Source organism: Streptomyces asiaticus (assembly GCF_018138715.1).
Taxonomy (GTDB): Bacteria; Actinomycetota; Actinomycetes; order Streptomycetales; family Streptomycetaceae; genus Streptomyces; species Streptomyces asiaticus.
The window spans coordinates 6,345,394-6,359,341 of sequence record NZ_JAGSHX010000006.1 but is presented as its reverse complement, the minus strand read 5'-3'; the positions used below and the strand labels follow the sequence as shown (position 1 = coordinate 6,359,341).

17 protein-coding genes, 1 tRNA gene and 1 pseudogene are annotated in these 13,948 nt (G+C 70.8%); 15 read left to right on the top strand and 4 right to left on the bottom strand.

The features are described 5' to 3' along the window. Positions 1 to 30: 30 nt before the first annotated feature. Positions 31 to 882, bottom strand: coding sequence for a helix-turn-helix transcriptional regulator (locus KHP12_RS34830; protein WP_086881328.1), 852 nt, complete (start codon positions 880 to 882; stop codon positions 31 to 33). An 89-nt stretch (positions 883 to 971) separates the two neighbouring features. Between KHP12_RS34830 and KHP12_RS34825 the strand changes: the two are divergent. The 12 genes and pseudogenes from KHP12_RS34825 to KHP12_RS34770 form a co-directional block, all read left to right on the top strand. Next, positions 972 to 1,244: pseudogene (locus KHP12_RS34825) on the top strand (SDR family NAD(P)-dependent oxidoreductase); the annotation flags it as partial. Next, positions 1,196 to 1,357: an SDR family oxidoreductase gene (locus KHP12_RS53515; RefSeq protein ID WP_106969227.1), complete on the top strand. Its 162-nt coding sequence runs from the start codon at positions 1,196 to 1,198 to the stop codon at positions 1,355 to 1,357. The pseudogene KHP12_RS34825 and the gene KHP12_RS53515, both read left to right, overlap by 49 nt. A 107-nt stretch (positions 1,358 to 1,464) precedes the next feature. Further along, positions 1,465 to 1,830 (top strand): VOC family protein, encoded by a 366-nt coding sequence (locus KHP12_RS34820; protein WP_211834050.1) that lies wholly within the window; start codon positions 1,465 to 1,467, stop codon positions 1,828 to 1,830. 1,174 nt (positions 1,831 to 3,004) lie between these two features. Beyond that, positions 3,005 to 4,210 (top strand): helix-turn-helix domain-containing protein, encoded by a 1,206-nt coding sequence (locus KHP12_RS34810; protein ID WP_086881330.1) that lies wholly within the window; start codon positions 3,005 to 3,007, stop codon positions 4,208 to 4,210. A 191-nt stretch (positions 4,211 to 4,401) separates the two neighbouring features. Beyond that, on the top strand, positions 4,402 to 4,731 hold the full coding sequence (locus KHP12_RS34805) for a hypothetical protein (RefSeq protein WP_246643211.1): 330 nt from the start codon (positions 4,402 to 4,404) through the stop codon (positions 4,729 to 4,731). Beyond that, positions 4,728 to 4,928, top strand: a complete 201-nt coding sequence (locus KHP12_RS34800; RefSeq protein ID WP_211834049.1) for a hypothetical protein — start codon at positions 4,728 to 4,730, stop codon at positions 4,926 to 4,928. Before KHP12_RS34805 ends, KHP12_RS34800 begins: the two co-directional genes overlap by 4 nt. Beyond that, a complete protein-coding gene (locus tag KHP12_RS34795; protein ID WP_086881333.1) occupies positions 4,925 to 5,341 on the top strand; it encodes a hypothetical protein in 417 nt (138 codons plus the stop codon). Before KHP12_RS34800 ends, KHP12_RS34795 begins: the two co-directional genes overlap by 4 nt. After that, positions 5,338 to 5,481 (top strand): hypothetical protein, encoded by a 144-nt coding sequence (locus tag KHP12_RS34790; RefSeq protein ID WP_167442457.1) that lies wholly within the window; start codon positions 5,338 to 5,340, stop codon positions 5,479 to 5,481. The genes KHP12_RS34795 and KHP12_RS34790 overlap by 4 nt, the downstream gene beginning before the upstream one ends. A 192-nt stretch (positions 5,482 to 5,673) precedes the next feature. After that, positions 5,674 to 5,916 (top strand): putative ATP-grasp-modified RiPP, encoded by a 243-nt coding sequence (gene tgmA / locus KHP12_RS34785; RefSeq protein WP_037962185.1) that lies wholly within the window; start codon positions 5,674 to 5,676, stop codon positions 5,914 to 5,916. 26 nt (positions 5,917 to 5,942) lie between these two features. After that, positions 5,943 to 6,905: an ATP-grasp ribosomal peptide maturase gene (tgmB, locus tag KHP12_RS34780; protein WP_211834048.1), complete on the top strand. Its 963-nt coding sequence runs from the start codon at positions 5,943 to 5,945 to the stop codon at positions 6,903 to 6,905. Continuing rightward, the gene (locus tag KHP12_RS34775) at positions 6,902 to 8,029 is read left to right on the top strand and encodes a methyltransferase domain-containing protein (protein ID WP_244202727.1); all 1,128 of its coding nucleotides are present in this window, start codon (positions 6,902 to 6,904) and stop codon (positions 8,027 to 8,029) included. The genes tgmB and KHP12_RS34775 overlap by 4 nt, the downstream gene beginning before the upstream one ends. Before the next feature lie 273 nt (positions 8,030 to 8,302). After that, entirely contained in the window at positions 8,303 to 8,929 is a 627-nt protein-coding gene (locus KHP12_RS34770; protein ID WP_086881335.1) for a hypothetical protein, read from the top strand. A 97-nt stretch (positions 8,930 to 9,026) separates the two neighbouring features. Here the strand turns inward: KHP12_RS34770 and KHP12_RS34765 are convergent. Beyond that, positions 9,027 to 9,098 (bottom strand) — tRNA-Val (locus KHP12_RS34765). A 333-nt stretch (positions 9,099 to 9,431) separates the two neighbouring features. On the opposite strand from KHP12_RS34765, the gene KHP12_RS34760 reads away from it, so the two are divergent. The 3 genes from KHP12_RS34760 (at position 9,432) to KHP12_RS34750 (ending at position 12,116) form a co-directional block, all read left to right on the top strand. Continuing rightward, positions 9,432 to 10,730, top strand: coding sequence for a coiled-coil domain-containing protein (locus KHP12_RS34760; protein WP_211834047.1), 1,299 nt, complete (start codon positions 9,432 to 9,434; stop codon positions 10,728 to 10,730). A 115-nt stretch (positions 10,731 to 10,845) separates the two neighbouring features. Further along, entirely contained in the window at positions 10,846 to 11,079 is a 234-nt protein-coding gene (locus KHP12_RS34755) for an FmdB family zinc ribbon protein (protein ID WP_138915872.1), read from the top strand. 173 nt (positions 11,080 to 11,252) lie between these two features. Further along, the gene (locus KHP12_RS34750) at positions 11,253 to 12,116 is read left to right on the top strand and encodes a DUF4383 domain-containing protein (protein WP_086886192.1); all 864 of its coding nucleotides are present in this window, start codon (positions 11,253 to 11,255) and stop codon (positions 12,114 to 12,116) included. Here the strand turns inward: KHP12_RS34750 and KHP12_RS34745 are convergent. Next, on the bottom strand, positions 12,109 to 12,771 hold the full coding sequence (locus KHP12_RS34745) for an O-methyltransferase (protein ID WP_211834046.1): 663 nt from the start codon (positions 12,769 to 12,771) through the stop codon (positions 12,109 to 12,111). The genes KHP12_RS34750 and KHP12_RS34745 overlap by 8 nt on opposite strands. A 303-nt stretch (positions 12,772 to 13,074) precedes the next feature. Then, positions 13,075 to 13,935, bottom strand: a complete 861-nt coding sequence (locus KHP12_RS34740) for an HAD family hydrolase (protein WP_086886190.1) — start codon at positions 13,933 to 13,935, stop codon at positions 13,075 to 13,077. Between the last annotated feature and the right edge of the window lie 13 nt (positions 13,936 to 13,948).

Here is a 13,948-nt window from a genome sequence, read left to right as displayed (position 1 = left end):
CCCTGGCCCTTATACAGCTATACAGCGCGGTCAACCGGGTACGTCCATGCGCTGGGTGCCGATCACCGACAGCAGCCGCAGAGCCTCCTCTGCCGGGGAGCCGGGATCGGCCGTGTAGATCACGACTCGCTGGTCCCGGTCGGCGATGTCCAGGACATCGCAGTTGAGGGTGATGGGACCGATCAGGGGGTGCCGAAAGGTCTTCTGCGGGGCGGGTTCGACCGACATCTCGTAGGCGGCCCACAGCCGGGCGAACTCCGGGCTGCCGGCGAGCAGGTCATTCACCAGCGTGGCCACTTCGGGGTCGTCGGGGTAGCGGGCGGCGGCGGCCCGCAGGTGCCGGGCCGCGGTACGGCCGAAAACCTCCATGCCGGACCGGCTGTACCACTGCCGCTCCCCCACTCGCGAGTCGAGGAAGGTACGGCGCAGGAAGTTGCGCTGGTGCCGGGGCAGGGCGGAGAAGTCCTCCAGGAGGGCGGCCGCCAGGTCGTTGTGGGCGATCACCTCATAGGCCGCGGACAGTACGAGTGCCGCGGCGTGCGGCAGCCGTCGCAGCAGGTCCAGGACGCTCGGGCGCACCTCGCGGGAGGGTCCCGACGGCGGGGCGGGCGGGGCCCCGGCGAGGTAGTGCAGGTGGACGCGCTCGGCGTCCGACAGACGCAGGGCACGGGTCAGACCGGCCAGCACCTCGCGCGAGGGGCGCGGGCCGCGGGCCTGCTCCAGCCGCGTGTAGTACTCGGTCGAGATGTACGCCAGCTGCGCCACCTCCTCGCGTCGCAGCCCCGGGGTACGACGCCTCGGCCCGGCGGGCAGCCCCACATCGGCGGGGGTGATCCGCTCGCGCCTGCTGCGCAGGAAGCCGCCCAGCTCTCGCCTGTCCATGTCCCCGAGTGTGCACGGGGCCGACACAGCCGATCCAGGTACCGCCGGTGCCTGGATGAGGGCGCGCGGCCGGACACAGGCTCATCGGCATGGACAACACACAGACCACCGCCCCCTCCGCCCCCGCCGCCTCGGGCCTGCTGACCGGCAAGGTCGCCTTCATCAGCGGCGCCGGCCGCGGCATCGGCGCCGCCGCGGCGCGGCTGTTCGCCCGCGAAGGCGCTCGCGTACTCCTCGCGGCCCGTACGGAGGACCAGCTCAAAGCGGTGGCCGACCAGATCCGGGCGGCGGGCGGCACCGCGGAGTACGCGGTGTGCGACCTGGCCGACGCGACAAGCGTGCGCGCCGCCGTCGACCGCGCCGCGCGGCCGAGCCCGAGGAAGTCGCCGAGGCCGCCGCCTGGCTGCTGAGCGACCGCGCCTCCTACGTCACCGGAGTGGTCCTCGCCGTCGACGGCGGCATGCAGGCGTCGTGAGCCGAGGCAGCGGTCTGGCTTTCGCTCGCAGCGGGCGGTGACGCAGGCGTCGGCAGCACCTCTAGGGTGTGCGTCCCGAAGGTCCATCGATCGGCCCCGGAGGTGCCATGTCCCCGCAGATGAAGTTGCGTGCGATAACGCTCGATTGCCCTGACCCGCTGGCTTTGGCGACGTTCTACCAGCAAGCCACGGGCCTCGAACCGCACCCGAAATCCGATGCCGACTTCGCCGGTCTCACCTGTGAGGACGGCCTCTTCATCGGCTTCCAACGGGTCGACGACTACCGCGCTCCCCGCTGGCCCGAACAGAGCATTCCCCAGCAGTTCCACCTTGACTTCGCCGTCGACGACCTGGATGAGGCCGAGGCGCGACTGCTGGAGCTGGGCGCGGGCAAGCCGGATCACCAGCCAAATGACAGGTGGCGGGTCCTCACGGACCCGGCTGGGCACCCCTTCTGCCTGGTCAGGGGCTGATTGCGGGGAGCCAGGCCGCAGTCCGTGCGCGCTTCCCGCGGCGGGACGATCCCCCGCAGCCGCGTGTGCGAGCGCCTCGATCGTGCCGAGCCACGCGGTGGCGATGGCCGGTGCCGCGTCGCCCAGCTGGCGATGAGCTGTGCGGACGAGGTCAAGACCCTGGGGAGCATTCCCGGCGTCTGCCTCGAATCCGGCCAGGCTGCCGAGTTGGTAGGCGAGGAGCAGTCGGTCGCCTGAGGTACGCGCAGCATTGATGGCTGCGCCGTACCAGGTGCGGGCCGATCCGATGTCGTTCATGTCCCAGGCCAGCCAACCCGCGAGGGATGACAACCGTGACCCACACCCAGCGGGCCCTCGCCCGCCGCTGGCGCAGCCTGCTTCTGGCGTGCTCGCTGGTAGCGCTCGCTGGGGCGGCACTCATCATCTGAGCCCGTATCAACCATGAGGCCGAGCGCGCGGAGCAGCTGCACGCGGAGGCCGACCGGCGCGGCGCCGCGGTGACGACGTTGGCGACGGACGTGAGGCGGCTGCGCACGCAGATCAAGAGCGCGGGGAAGACCCCGGTAGCGCCGGACCCCACACGCACCGTGGATAACCTCCCCGCGCGGGCCGAGGTACCGGTGCCGCTCCCGGGCGAGAAAGGCGACCCGGGCGCTCCGGGCAAAGCCGGAAGCGACGGGGCGGCCGGCAGGCCCGGAGCCACGGGCCAGCCTGGGAAGGACGGCCAGCCGGGGGCATCTGGCGCCTCGGGCCAGGACGGGGCGCCCGGCCGGGATGGAGCGCCTGGGGCACCGGGTGAGAAGGGTGAGCCCGGTCAGCAGGGCGAGCGGGGTGAGAAGGGCGATCGCGGCGAGCAGGGACCGCCGGGCCCGGCCTGCCCGGACGGGTACAGCTTGCAGCCTCCGCCGGACGACCCCGATGCCCTGGTCTGCTGCCGCAACGGAGCACCTGCCCCGGAGCCCGATCCGAGCCCCACGACGCCGGCCGCGCTCGCGCCGGACCGGCGCCGCCTCTGACGCAAGACACCCCTCGTCTGGCCTGCGGGCCGGGCGAGGGGGCTTTCGTCGTGTCAAGGAAGCGCGACGGCCCCCACCGAAATGGGGGCCGTTCAGCCGTACCCGTTAGATCAGCCGGGGGTACCGTTCTGAGTGTCTAGGTCAGAACGGAGTTCAGCATGCCACAGAGCAATGGGGAACACACCGGCGCACGCATCGCGGACTACCGGAAACTGCGCCAACTCACCCAGACCGCACTCGCACAACGGTCGTTCCTCGCCCGCAGCACCATCGCGAAGGTCGAGCGGGGCCTGGCGCCGGCCACCCCCTCTGTCGTAGCCGCAATCGCCCGAGTCCTACAGGTGGACGTCGCCGTACTCAACGGCCAGCCGTACACCTCCGAGTTACAGCAGGACCATCTCGACCGCCTGATCTCCCCACTGTCCGAGGCGCTCGACATGTACGACCTCGGGCCGGACCCCCACATCACACCCCGCCCCATCGACCAGGTAGAGAGCGACGTACGGGCGCTGTGCAGCGGGGCCTCCGCCACCGAGTACAAGGACATCGGCTCGAAGCTGCCTGGTCTGCTCGGCGAACTCACCACCATGGTCAGCCTGCTGTCTCCGGGCGAGGATTACCGGCGCGCAGCCTCATCGCTGAGCTGGTGCTACTGGGTGGCATACGAGTTCGCCTATCGAGTCGGCTACCACGATCTGGCGTCCATCGCGCTGGAGCGCATGGGGTGGATGGCTGAGCAGGCACAGGATCCGCTGCTGCTCGCCATCCGCCTGAATAAGCGGTCGAGCATGCTCCTCCGGCGCGGGAACAACCAGATGTCACTACAGGTCATCACGCGCGGCCATCGGCTCATCGGCCAGGTCGAGCAGCCCGAGTCTGTGGAGGCCCTGGCGGTGACCGGCAGTCTGCATCTCGCGTCGGCCATCGCGGCCGCCCAGGCACGCGATGCTGACTCGGTCACGGGCTACATGGGCCTGGCTCGCGAGATGGCCGAGAAGATCGGCCGGGATGTGCCGGACGTCTATTGGTCGTCGTTCGGTCTGACGAACGTGCAGCACTTCGACGTTGCGACGAACGTGGAGCTGGGTGAGCTCGGCGAGGCGGTGAAGCTGTCCAAGAAGCTGCGTTTCCCGGAGACGCATCCCCGCATGCGGGTGGGCCGGTACTACATCGAGATGGCCCGCGCATATGCGCAGATGGGGAAGACGGAGCCTGCTGAGCGGTTCTTGCTCCGGGCGCGTAAGGTCGCTCCGCAGCAGGCTCGGTATCACCCGCTGGTGCGGGAGACGATTGGCGTCCTGGTGCGCCGTCAACGGCGGGCGCCCGAAACCCTGTCCTCGTTGGCCGCGTGGGTCGGCATGTAGCAGTGCCAGGGCGCCCTATTGTTCCTTATCTGGGAACACTGTCAGCCTCGCAGGTCGGCACGATGTGACGGTCAGCACACAGACCGTGCATGGAGTCGACGATGACGACCAACGCCGAACAGTGGACCCCACCACCAACCGGGGCAGACCCCACGGCCTTACCAGCAGGCAAATGGTGGGACGCAGTCCGAGTGCCCGAGGACATCGGCGAGTACGCCCTGGACATCCTCGGCGCGCAGTCCGGGGCCGTCATCAAGGACCGCTGCAACACCCTCTACTGGCTGATCAAACCCCGCTCCGCAGACTCCTGGAACCTGCACAGGGTCAGCGTCCTCGGCGAAACCGAGGGCGCCGCGACCTACCTGGGCGTTCCCTCGGTGGATCGGCTGGCCCGGCCCGGCTCGCACTGGCGAGTCCCCTTCATCCGCGACGGCTGGCTGACCGACCCGCGGCCGCTGTACAAGGCGCTGATCTGCGCCCTGCTCGCCGAGCCCAACGACGATCAGAAAGGCGCCCGGTGACGCCCCGGGTATGCGCCTCCTGCCAGACGACCACCAGCCAGCCGGTCGCGGTCGCGGTCGAGCACAGCGCGAGCGCCGGAGGCCGCACCATCTACGCCTGCCCCGGGAAATGCGCCGGCAGCTTCCCGCCCCAGCGCGACCCGTTCGACCGCGGCACCTTGATGACCCGCTACGTACCCGTCAGGCGGATGCGATGACGGCCCCCGAGCAGGCGACCGTCTCGGCCCTGGTGGACCCCGACACGCTCACCCACGCCCAGACCGGAGGCTGGGACTGCGTCCTTTGCGGCCTGCGCCTGATCGACGCGCCCAGTCGGCCGATGGGAACCGTGACTGTCAATCGCGGCTCTACCCGTGTGGCCTGCGAGGTGTGGGCCTGCGCCCCCACCTGCGGCGCCACCCCCGCCCGGCAGGACACCTCGGAACCTGACCCCGCCGAGGCGGAGACCTCCACCGACCCGACCGCCGAGACCGCATGGCGCGAGGCCATCGAGCACGCCGCGGGCTGCCTGTCCTGCCGCACGCCCGGCGGTAGCTGCGAGACCGGCGAGCAGCTGCTGCGCGCCTACGAGGAGGCCACGCGGAAGGCCCACTCAGAGGGGGGCGCATGAGGCATCGACGCCAGGCCCCTGCCGTGCGAGCCGGACTACTCGTCTTCCGTGTCACCCGCAGGGGTGTGCTGCTGGCTGTGCTCCCCGCGCTGCTGGTGCTCGCGGTCTGGCTCTGCTTCGCGGGCACCCCGGACCCATAGACCGGGTGGGCGCCGACGGCCCGGGGCCCCCGGGTTTGGCTTCGCCGTCGGCGGCCCGCCCTCCAGGCACCCTGCGACCGGTGCAGCCGGGACAGCCATCTACCGCAGGGCAGGGACTCCGGCCCCCGAGATGGGGATCGAGAGGGCCGGAGTCCCCTCACAGAAGATCCGTACACGAATGGAGAACACCTCATGACACTGACCATGGACCGCACCCAGACCGCGAGGCCGTTCGGGCTGACCAAGGCCGTCCCCGTCGCCGACGAGACGCTCACCCTGCCGGCCCTGCGCCTCTGCCCCGAGCGGCAGATCAGCGTCACCGCGGCCGGGGCGCCGTTCATCAACGAGCCGAGCATGAAGACGCAGATGACGACCACGACGCAGACCCGGGAGGACAGCCAGCTGGCGACCGACACCGAGAACGACACGGACTGACGTCGGCTGACAGAGGGATCTGAATCATGACCGTCCTGGTGCTGACCCGGCCCCAAGATGCGACCGCTGACCTGGTCATAGCGGAGCTCAACGAGCGATCCGTTCCCGTGTGCCGCCTCGACCCCCGGGACTTCCCGGAGGCCATGACGGTGGCGGCGAGAATCGGCCTTCACGGCGCACTGTGGGAAGGCGTCTTACGCGGTCAGCACCGGGACGTGTCCCTTGGCGACATCCGGTCTGTGTACTACCGGCGCCCCGGCGCCCACCGGCTCCACCCGGACATGTCCGAGCAGGACGCACGATGGGCCCAGGCCGAGGCGCAGGCCGGGTTCGGCGGGCTGCTGTACGCGCTGCCCGCCCTGTGGGTGAACCACCCGAACCGAAACGCTCTGGCCGCGTTCCCGCCCGTCGCCCTGGCTGCGGCCGCCCGTAGCGGACTCTCCGTACCCCGCACGCTGATCACCAACGACCCGGCCGAGGCCCGTGAGTTCGCCGCCGCACTGCCCCGCCAAGTAGCCGCGTACAAGGCACTCGGCACCACCCACCCCAGCGACCACGACGGTCGTCCACAGGCCCTGTGGACCACGCAGGTCCGGCCCGACGAGATCAACGACTCGGTGAGGCGCACCGCGCACCAGTTCCAGGAGTGGGTGGACAAGGCGTACGAGGTGCGACTCACCGCGGTGGGGCACCAGCTGTTCGCCGCCGAGATCTACGCGGGCTCGGACGCCTCCCGCCTCGACTTCCGGGCCGACTACGACAGTCTCACCTACAAGCCGTGCGAAGTGCCCGAACGCATCGCCCGGGGTGTCCGCATGCTGACGCTCATGTTCGGACTCCAATACGTCGCACTGGACTTCCTCGTTAACCCACAGGGGCGCTGGTACCTGATCGACGTGAACCCGAACGGGCAGTGGGGGTTCATCCCCGACCTCCGCGCCCCCATCACCCGAGCACTCGCTGACCTACTGGAGAGGGCCCATCCGTGAGCATCACCGACGCACCATCCGCTGACGAGCTGCGCCAGTGCATGACCGACCACCTGGTGAGGACTGGCTGTATCCAGTCCAAGCCCTGGCGTGCTGCTTTCCTGAGCGTCCCCCGCGAACTGTTCGTCCCCGACTTCACCGTCCGGGCACAGGGCGGCCTGCACCGGTACAGCCAGGGCGACCCCGCATGGCTGGCCGCGGCCTACCAGGACGTCTCCCTCCTGACCCAGTTCGACCAGGACGGCACCGCCACCAGCTCCTCCACCCAGCCTTCCCTCATGGCCGAGATGCTCGAGGCCCTCGATGTGCGGGACGGAGACACCGTGCTGGAGATCGGCGCGGGCACCGGCTACAACGCCGCCCTGCTCTCCCACCGCCTCGGGCCCGACCATGTCGTAACGGTCGACGTCGACCCCGACCTCGTGGCCGCGGCGAAGACCCGCCTTCGCTCGGCCGGGTACGAACCCACCCTCGTCGCGGGAGACGGGATGGCTGGCTACTCGAAGCGCGCACCATATGACCGGCTGCTGGCGACGTGCGGGGTGGGCCGGATCCCGACGCCCTGGCGGGATCAACTGCGCCCGGGCGGGGTGATCGTGGCCAACATCGGCTGCGGCATCGTGCGCCTGGTGGTCCAGAGCGATCGCTCCGCCGGCGGCCGGTTTCTCCACGGCCTGGCCACCTTCATGAACGCCCGGCCGACTCCTGACACCGTGAGGACCGCCACGGGGCGGCTCGTGGAGCCGCTGCTGACGTGGTCCGGCGAGACTCGGGAGATCACCCTCCCCGCGGTCCTGGACACCTCCGGACCGCAGTTCCTCGCATCGTTGCTGCACCCGCAGGTCAACGACTTCGCCTTGGGCAACGGGGGCCAGGAGATCCGGTGTCTCTTCGACCCGGAGAGCTCGTCGTGGGCGCGCATCACCATGACCGGAGTCATGACCGCGCGGCTCGACCACGGCGGGCCGCGTGATCTGTGGGCTGAGCGGGAGCCGCTGCTCACCCAGTGGCGGGATGCCGGGCGGCCGGGGCATGAGCGCTACGGCCTGACGGTCTCACCGGACGGCGCTCATGTGCTGTGGCTGGACGAACCGGACGACATGGGCTGGCGACTGCCGAACTAGGCCACCGTAGGGATCTTCGCGTGCGCGATCATCTGCCGCTCGGCCTGCCAGTTCGCGAAGAAGTTACCCCCGACCGCGGCCAACGCGGTGGTGACGCCGACGAGTACCGTTTCCACCTCTGCGCCCTCCCCTGGGACCGCCCTCATCGGCGGTGGCTTCGACGGCAAGACGGCCGTTCCGGCGAGAAGGTCGTAGCCGCACGCGCCCTTGTGGACCGTCCATCTACGTGTCACACAGTTAGTGGGTGGGCTGACACGGCAAGGGGGGCTGCGCATGTCTGAGCAGGGTGAGCGTCGCGCCAAGCCATCGGCTTGGGCTATCGAACGGTTCGGTCGGCAGGCGAGCAAGCTCGCCTGGGCGGTTCCGGTGCAGCTGGCGCGAGCTCACGCGCGGGCTCACGCTGTGCACCTGACGGCAGGGCTGAAAAAGCGAGGCCCGTACGGTTCCACCCTTGCCGAATGCGTACGCGTGAACCTGGCCGACACTGCCCGCGAACTTGGCGAATCTGTCCGGGAGATCCGGGGGTTCGAATACGCGGTGATCAACGACCACGCCGTCTTCCCTTACAAGTACGCAGACAGGCCAAGGCCACTTGACCAGGCCCGGCTTCCCTCCAACGCGTCACCCACGCGGCGTCGGCTGTTCCGCGCCCACGGGCCGGAACCACAGGACGGGCTGTTCGAGCTCGACGACGACCTGACCACAGAGGAGTACCGCCAACTGGAGGAGACATTCGAGGAGCTAGGGGCCTCCACGAAGCTGGTGTGCGTCTTCTTCACAGCCGATCCAGAAGACGGCATCCATGCCATCCACTGGGGAGAGGCCCGCCTCGAACCGGACCGCACCTTTACGTGGCTGCACAGCGAACAGCTTCCCGTCGCAATGCCGCCGCCCGAATGACGGGGATGGCTGCGGAACCTATTCATGGTTAATGCCATGGCTACGGCGAACAGCGCGGGCCGCCGGAGCGGGATCCGCGCTGGGCTGGTCCAGAGGGTGGGCGCAGACGGGTTCGAACCGCCGACATCTGCCTTGTAAGGGCAGCGCTCTACCGCTGAGCTATGCGCCCCAGGGGGGCTGTCAGCCTACAGGGTTTCCGGGGTGGTGCCGCAATTGTGGGGAAGGGGCCACGGAGGGGGTGGGCTCGGGGCGGAGAAGTCCGCAGATCGCGAACCGAACCGAGCGCTGTGCTCGTCAGTGTCGGGTGGGAGAATGACATTCGGACCGGGCGATCCATCGGGAGCGGGAAGTGGCGGCGTCATCTGCAGAGTCTGCGCGTCCAGCGCGCCGTCCGCGTCGTCCGGCCGACCGTGTTGCCCCGGTCATCGCTTTTGCCCGGCTCGTCCGGGTGCGTCGGTCGCGTCCGTCGCGTCCGTCGCGCGGTCCCTCCGTGCTCGGGCTGATGTTGCTGCCCGTGCCGTTGCTGGTCGCGGTGGGGTCGTTGTCGTTCGCCGGTGGGGGCGGGGGGCGGCGGTGGTTCGGGGGGCGGGGGGAGAGTCAGCGGGCGGAGGCGCAGGCGGCGAAGGATGCCGCGGCGGCGGCGTTCTATGAGCTGGACACCGCACAGCGGGATCTGCGGATCTCCATCGAGACGATCACCGCCGTGGACGATTCGCCCGCCGCGCGCCGGACGGCGGCCGACTTCTCGGCGCTGGAGGGGCGGATCGACCAGGTCAGCCAGGACTACATCACGGCGGTGGACGCCCATGATCTGGACCGGGACGATCTGGACGCGGCGGCGGCCTCCCGGGCCCGTGCCGAGCTGACCAGGGCGAAGGACGCGCTGGAGCGGACGAAGGCGGATCTGGACCGGTTCGGGCAGGGGTTGGGGGCGCTGCTCGAGCAGGCCGAGACCCGGCTGGCGCGGTTGGCGCCGGCGGTGGAGCGGGCGCGGCAGGCGCTGCTCGCGGCGAGTAACGCGCTGGACGCGGTGCGTGCGTCGGGGCTGCGGGCGGATGATCTGGCGGCCCGGCTGGCGGCGCTGTCACCCGAGTTGACCAAGCTCAACCAGGGGGCCGGGCAGCACGGTGTGCAGGAGACCCTGCGGCGCGCCGACGATGTGCTGCGCAGGGCCGAGGCGGTGCGCGGGGAGGCCGAGCGGCTGCCGGAGCGGGCCGCGGAGATCGACAAGCGGCTGGTGTCGCTGCGCACCCGCGCCCAGGCGATCACCACCCGGGCCGCCGGGGTCGAGCCCGTCCTCAGCGAGCTGCGCCGCCGGTACAGCGCGGCCTGCTGGCAGGATCTCCAGCCCGTACCCGCGCAGGCGGCGCGGGATGTGGCGCAGGCCGAGGAGAAGCTCAAGGAGGCGCAGGCGGCGCGCGAGGAGCAGCGCTGGCCGGATGCCACCGCGCTGCTGGCCACCGTACGGGCGCTGCTGAACAGTACGGACGAGGCCGTCTCGGCGGCCGGGGACCGGCTGCGGCGGCTGGACGAGGTGTCGTACGACCAGCAGAAGGAGATCGAGCGCACCCGGTTCGCGATCCGCGACGCGCAGCGGCTGGCCATGGCCGGGCGCAGCACCCCCGATCCGCGCCACGCGCGCCCGCTGGACGACGCCGTGGAGCGCCTCGACCGGGCCATCGCGGGTCTTGAGGGGCGGCATCCGGACTGGTGGCACTTCCTCTCCGAGACCGAGGCCGTACGGCAGACCGTCGGCCGGGTCGTCCAGGAGATCCGGGACGAGCGGGGCGGGGGGCATTGAGGCCGCCCAGAGTTCATGGGTTCAGGGGTTCAGGGGTTCTGGGGTCATTCGCAGGGGTCAGGGGTCAGGGGTCATTCGGGGGGCTGACCTGCGGTTGGGTGGTTATGCTCCTGCCATGCCTCGCTATGAGTACCGCTGCCGCGCCTGCGGCACCACCTTCGAGCTGAACCGGCCCATGGCCGAGTCCTCCGCTCCCGCGTCCTGCCCGGATGGGCACGACGACACGGTGAAGCTGCTGTCCACCGTGGCCGTCACCGGTACCGCGTCCTCGTCGTCCTCCGCTTCCCCGGCCCGGCCCCCGTCCGGCGGTGGCGGGGGCGGCTGCTGCGGGGGCGGCTGCTGCGGTTGAGCCCTGGGGGACCGGGGCGGATCCTGGAGATGCGTACCCGTGCCGCGCCCCCGGTTGTGCGCGTGCACGTCGTGTACGCCGCCGCGCGCCGGTGACGTGGCGGTCCACGGGTACGGCCCCGACCGCGGACAGCGCGCGGCCGAGGTCCGGCGCCAGCAGCAAGGAGGCCGGAGATGGCTACGGGCCGCCCCTCCCCCATCGGTCCCCATCCCGCCGGAGTCGCACGGCACTTCCCCGAGCGGATCGGCGCGCACACCACGCTCGATGAGCATCTGCCCGTCGATCACCGGCTCAGCAAGGTCTATCGCGTCGGCGCCGGGCTCATGGGGCTGGTGCTCGTGGCCTTCGGCGTCCTGGGCCTGATCCACCGGGTCGGCTTCTTCGACACCGGCAGCAACACGGTCGCCGGGCTCAACACCAACGGCACGCTGAGCGTGCTCTCCATCGTCATCGGGCTGCTGCTGTTCTTCGGCATGCTCATCGGCGGCAACTTCGCCTCGTCGCTCAACATGGTGCTCGGACTGCTCTTCCTGCTGAGCGGGTTCGTCAATCTGGCGCTGCTGGAGACCCCGTACAACTTCCTGGCGTTCCGGATGCAGAACGTGCTGTTCAGCTTTGTGGTGGGGCTGCTGCTGATGTGGTTCGGGATGTACGGACGGGTCAGCGGCGGGCTACCGCACGACAATCCGTACTGGGTGACCCGCCACCCCGAGCAGGCCGAGCGCGAGGCCGCCCACGCGCGTGAGCTGGTCGCGGCGCGGGAGCGCGCGGCCGAACGGGGCGCTACGGCCGTCCCGCCCGGCGCCCCGCTCACGCCCGAGGTCTCGGGCGCCCCGGGTGGACCGGGCGCCCCGGGTGGACCTGAACCGGGTGGACCGGGTGGTGGGCCGCTTGAACGGTCCGGTCAGCCGCCCGGCAAGTGGGGCAAGCTGGATCAGCCCGGGGGCGGCGAGCGGGCCACGCCCGCCGGTCAGCCCAAGCCCCCAGGGCGCTGGGCCCGGGTCCGGCGGCGGATACGCGACCGGCGGCTCAGCTGACCCGGCGCGCGAGCGTCAGACCGTCGGCGACGGTGAGCATGACCGCCTCCATCCGGGCGTCCGCCGCCACATGGTCGTTGAACGCCTGGATCGCGGCGCCCCCGGGCGACGGCGCCGCCTCCATGACCTGCCCGTGGTAGAAGACGTTGTCCGCGACGATCAGACCGCCCGGGTTCATCCGCGGGACCAGCTCCTCCCAGTACGGGATGTAGTTCTGCTTGTCCGCGTCGAGGTAGGCGAGATCGATATGGGGCTCGGCGGGCATCGCGCGCAGCGTGTCCAGCGCGGGCGCGATCCGCAGGTCGATACGGTCCTCGGCGCCCGCCTTGGCCCACGCCTTCCGCCCGTACGCCGTCCACTCCTCCGACACATCGCAGGCGATCAGCCGGCCGTCGGCGGGCAGCGCCTGGGCCATGGCCAGCGCGGAGAAGCCGGTGAAGGTGCCGACCTCCACGATGTGGCGGGCGCCGATCAGCCGGACCAGGAAGGCCAGCAGCGGGGCCTGCTCCTCGGCGGACTGCATCCCGGCGTGGCCGGGGAGGTTGCGGTGGGTGACCTCGACGAGCTCGCGCAGGACCGGGTCGAGCGGCGGGTTGTGCCGCAGGACGTAGTCGTACAGCTCGGCCGTGATCGGTGTGCTCTTGCTCTCGGCCATCGCGGCCTCCCTTTCGGCTCCTCGGCTCTTCGGCTCCCCGACCGGTTCCGGTCCGGTCCGGTCCCGTCCGGCCCGGTCCCGTCCCGTCCCGTCCGTTGCATTCTGCATTCCGTTCAGCTTCAGCTTTCCAGACGGCGCACGATCGTCGCGATCGCGGAGTGGCTGCCGCTGGTCAGGGCCCGCCGATATCGGCCGGACCGAACGCTTGTCCGGGCGTCACGGCGCCAAGGCGGTCTGCTTCGGCCGCATGGTGCCGATCTTCCGCGGCATGATCTCGATTCCGGCCGGTATCGGGCCGGCTGGTCAGTCCCGGCCGCGGGAGACGGCGCGGATGATCTGGCTGCGGGCACGCGCCCAGGTGACGGAGGAGCGCTCGCCCAGGGCGCGGACGATGGCCTCGCCCGCCGCGACGCCCTTCTCCTCGACCACGGTCAGCTGGGGTGCCGACCAGCCGATGTCGGCCAGTTCGCCGTGGCCGGGGCGCCAGGCGCGGTCGGCCGCGAGCAGCAGATCGGTGTCGAGCAGCGAATCGCCCGCGGCGAGCACCTCGTCGGCTCCGGTGCGGCTCTTGATCTCGGCTACGGCCGCGCTCTTGGTGAGCGGCTTGGGCACGGCGTAGATCTTGCGGCCCTGGAGGGAGACCGTCCAGCCGCGCGGGTCGGCCCACTGGGTGAGCTCCTTGACGTACCCCTCGGGCAGCAGCTCCCGCCTCACCACGAGATAGGCGAACAGCTCCTCGGCCACCCGCTCCTTGAGCAGCCAGGCGGGGCCGGCGGTGGCGCTGAGGTGGGCGCGCACCTCTTCAAGGGGGGCGCATCCGTCGTCGAGGGCGCCGCGCACCCGCTGGTGCCAGTCGGCGTCGGGCTCGCCGTTGACCAGCAGCTGGCCGCCGTTGGCGCAGATCGCGAAGCGCGAGGCGGGGCCGGGGAGGCGGATGCGGCGGTACTGCTCGACGGTACGGGTGGTCGTGGGGACGAAGACGGAGGTGCGGACCAGCTCGGCGAGCAGCCCGGCGGCGGTCTCGGTCAGGTACGACAGCGGCTTGCCCTCGTACGTCTCGACGCACAGCAGCCGCGGGGCCTCGGCGTCCGGCATCTCGAGGCCGAGCGCGGCCGCGGAGTAGATCAGGGTGCGGTCGAGGTCGCTTGCCACCAGAACGCTCATCGTGCCGCCACCG

Excerpts from the sequence above, each read along its gene's own strand:
- KHP12_RS34750 (WP_086886192.1), top strand. The coding sequence starts at position 11,253 with ATGGCTACGGGCCGCCCCTCCCCCATCGGTCCCCATCCCGCCGGAGTC.
- tgmA (WP_037962185.1), top strand. The coding sequence starts at position 5,674 with ATGACACTGACCATGGACCGCACCCAGACCGCGAGGCCGTTCGGGCTG.
- KHP12_RS34755 (WP_138915872.1), top strand. The coding sequence starts at position 10,846 with ATGCCTCGCTATGAGTACCGCTGCCGCGCCTGCGGCACCACCTTCGAG.
- KHP12_RS34745 (WP_211834046.1), bottom strand. The coding sequence starts at position 12,771 with ATGGCCGAGAGCAAGAGCACACCGATCACGGCCGAGCTGTACGACTAC.
- KHP12_RS34810 (WP_086881330.1), top strand. The coding sequence starts at position 3,005 with ATGCCACAGAGCAATGGGGAACACACCGGCGCACGCATCGCGGACTAC.
- KHP12_RS34740 (WP_086886190.1), bottom strand. The coding sequence starts at position 13,935 with ATGAGCGTTCTGGTGGCAAGCGACCTCGACCGCACCCTGATCTACTCC.
- tgmB (WP_211834048.1), top strand. The coding sequence starts at position 5,943 with ATGACCGTCCTGGTGCTGACCCGGCCCCAAGATGCGACCGCTGACCTG.
- KHP12_RS34795 (WP_086881333.1), top strand. The coding sequence starts at position 4,925 with ATGACGGCCCCCGAGCAGGCGACCGTCTCGGCCCTGGTGGACCCCGAC.
- KHP12_RS34770 (WP_086881335.1), top strand. The coding sequence starts at position 8,303 with ATGTCTGAGCAGGGTGAGCGTCGCGCCAAGCCATCGGCTTGGGCTATC.
- KHP12_RS34820 (WP_211834050.1), top strand. The coding sequence starts at position 1,465 with ATGTCCCCGCAGATGAAGTTGCGTGCGATAACGCTCGATTGCCCTGAC.
- KHP12_RS34760 (WP_211834047.1), top strand. The coding sequence starts at position 9,432 with ATGTTGCTGCCCGTGCCGTTGCTGGTCGCGGTGGGGTCGTTGTCGTTC.
- KHP12_RS34790 (WP_167442457.1), top strand. The coding sequence starts at position 5,338 with ATGAGGCATCGACGCCAGGCCCCTGCCGTGCGAGCCGGACTACTCGTC.
- KHP12_RS34830 (WP_086881328.1), bottom strand. The coding sequence starts at position 882 with ATGGACAGGCGAGAGCTGGGCGGCTTCCTGCGCAGCAGGCGCGAGCGG.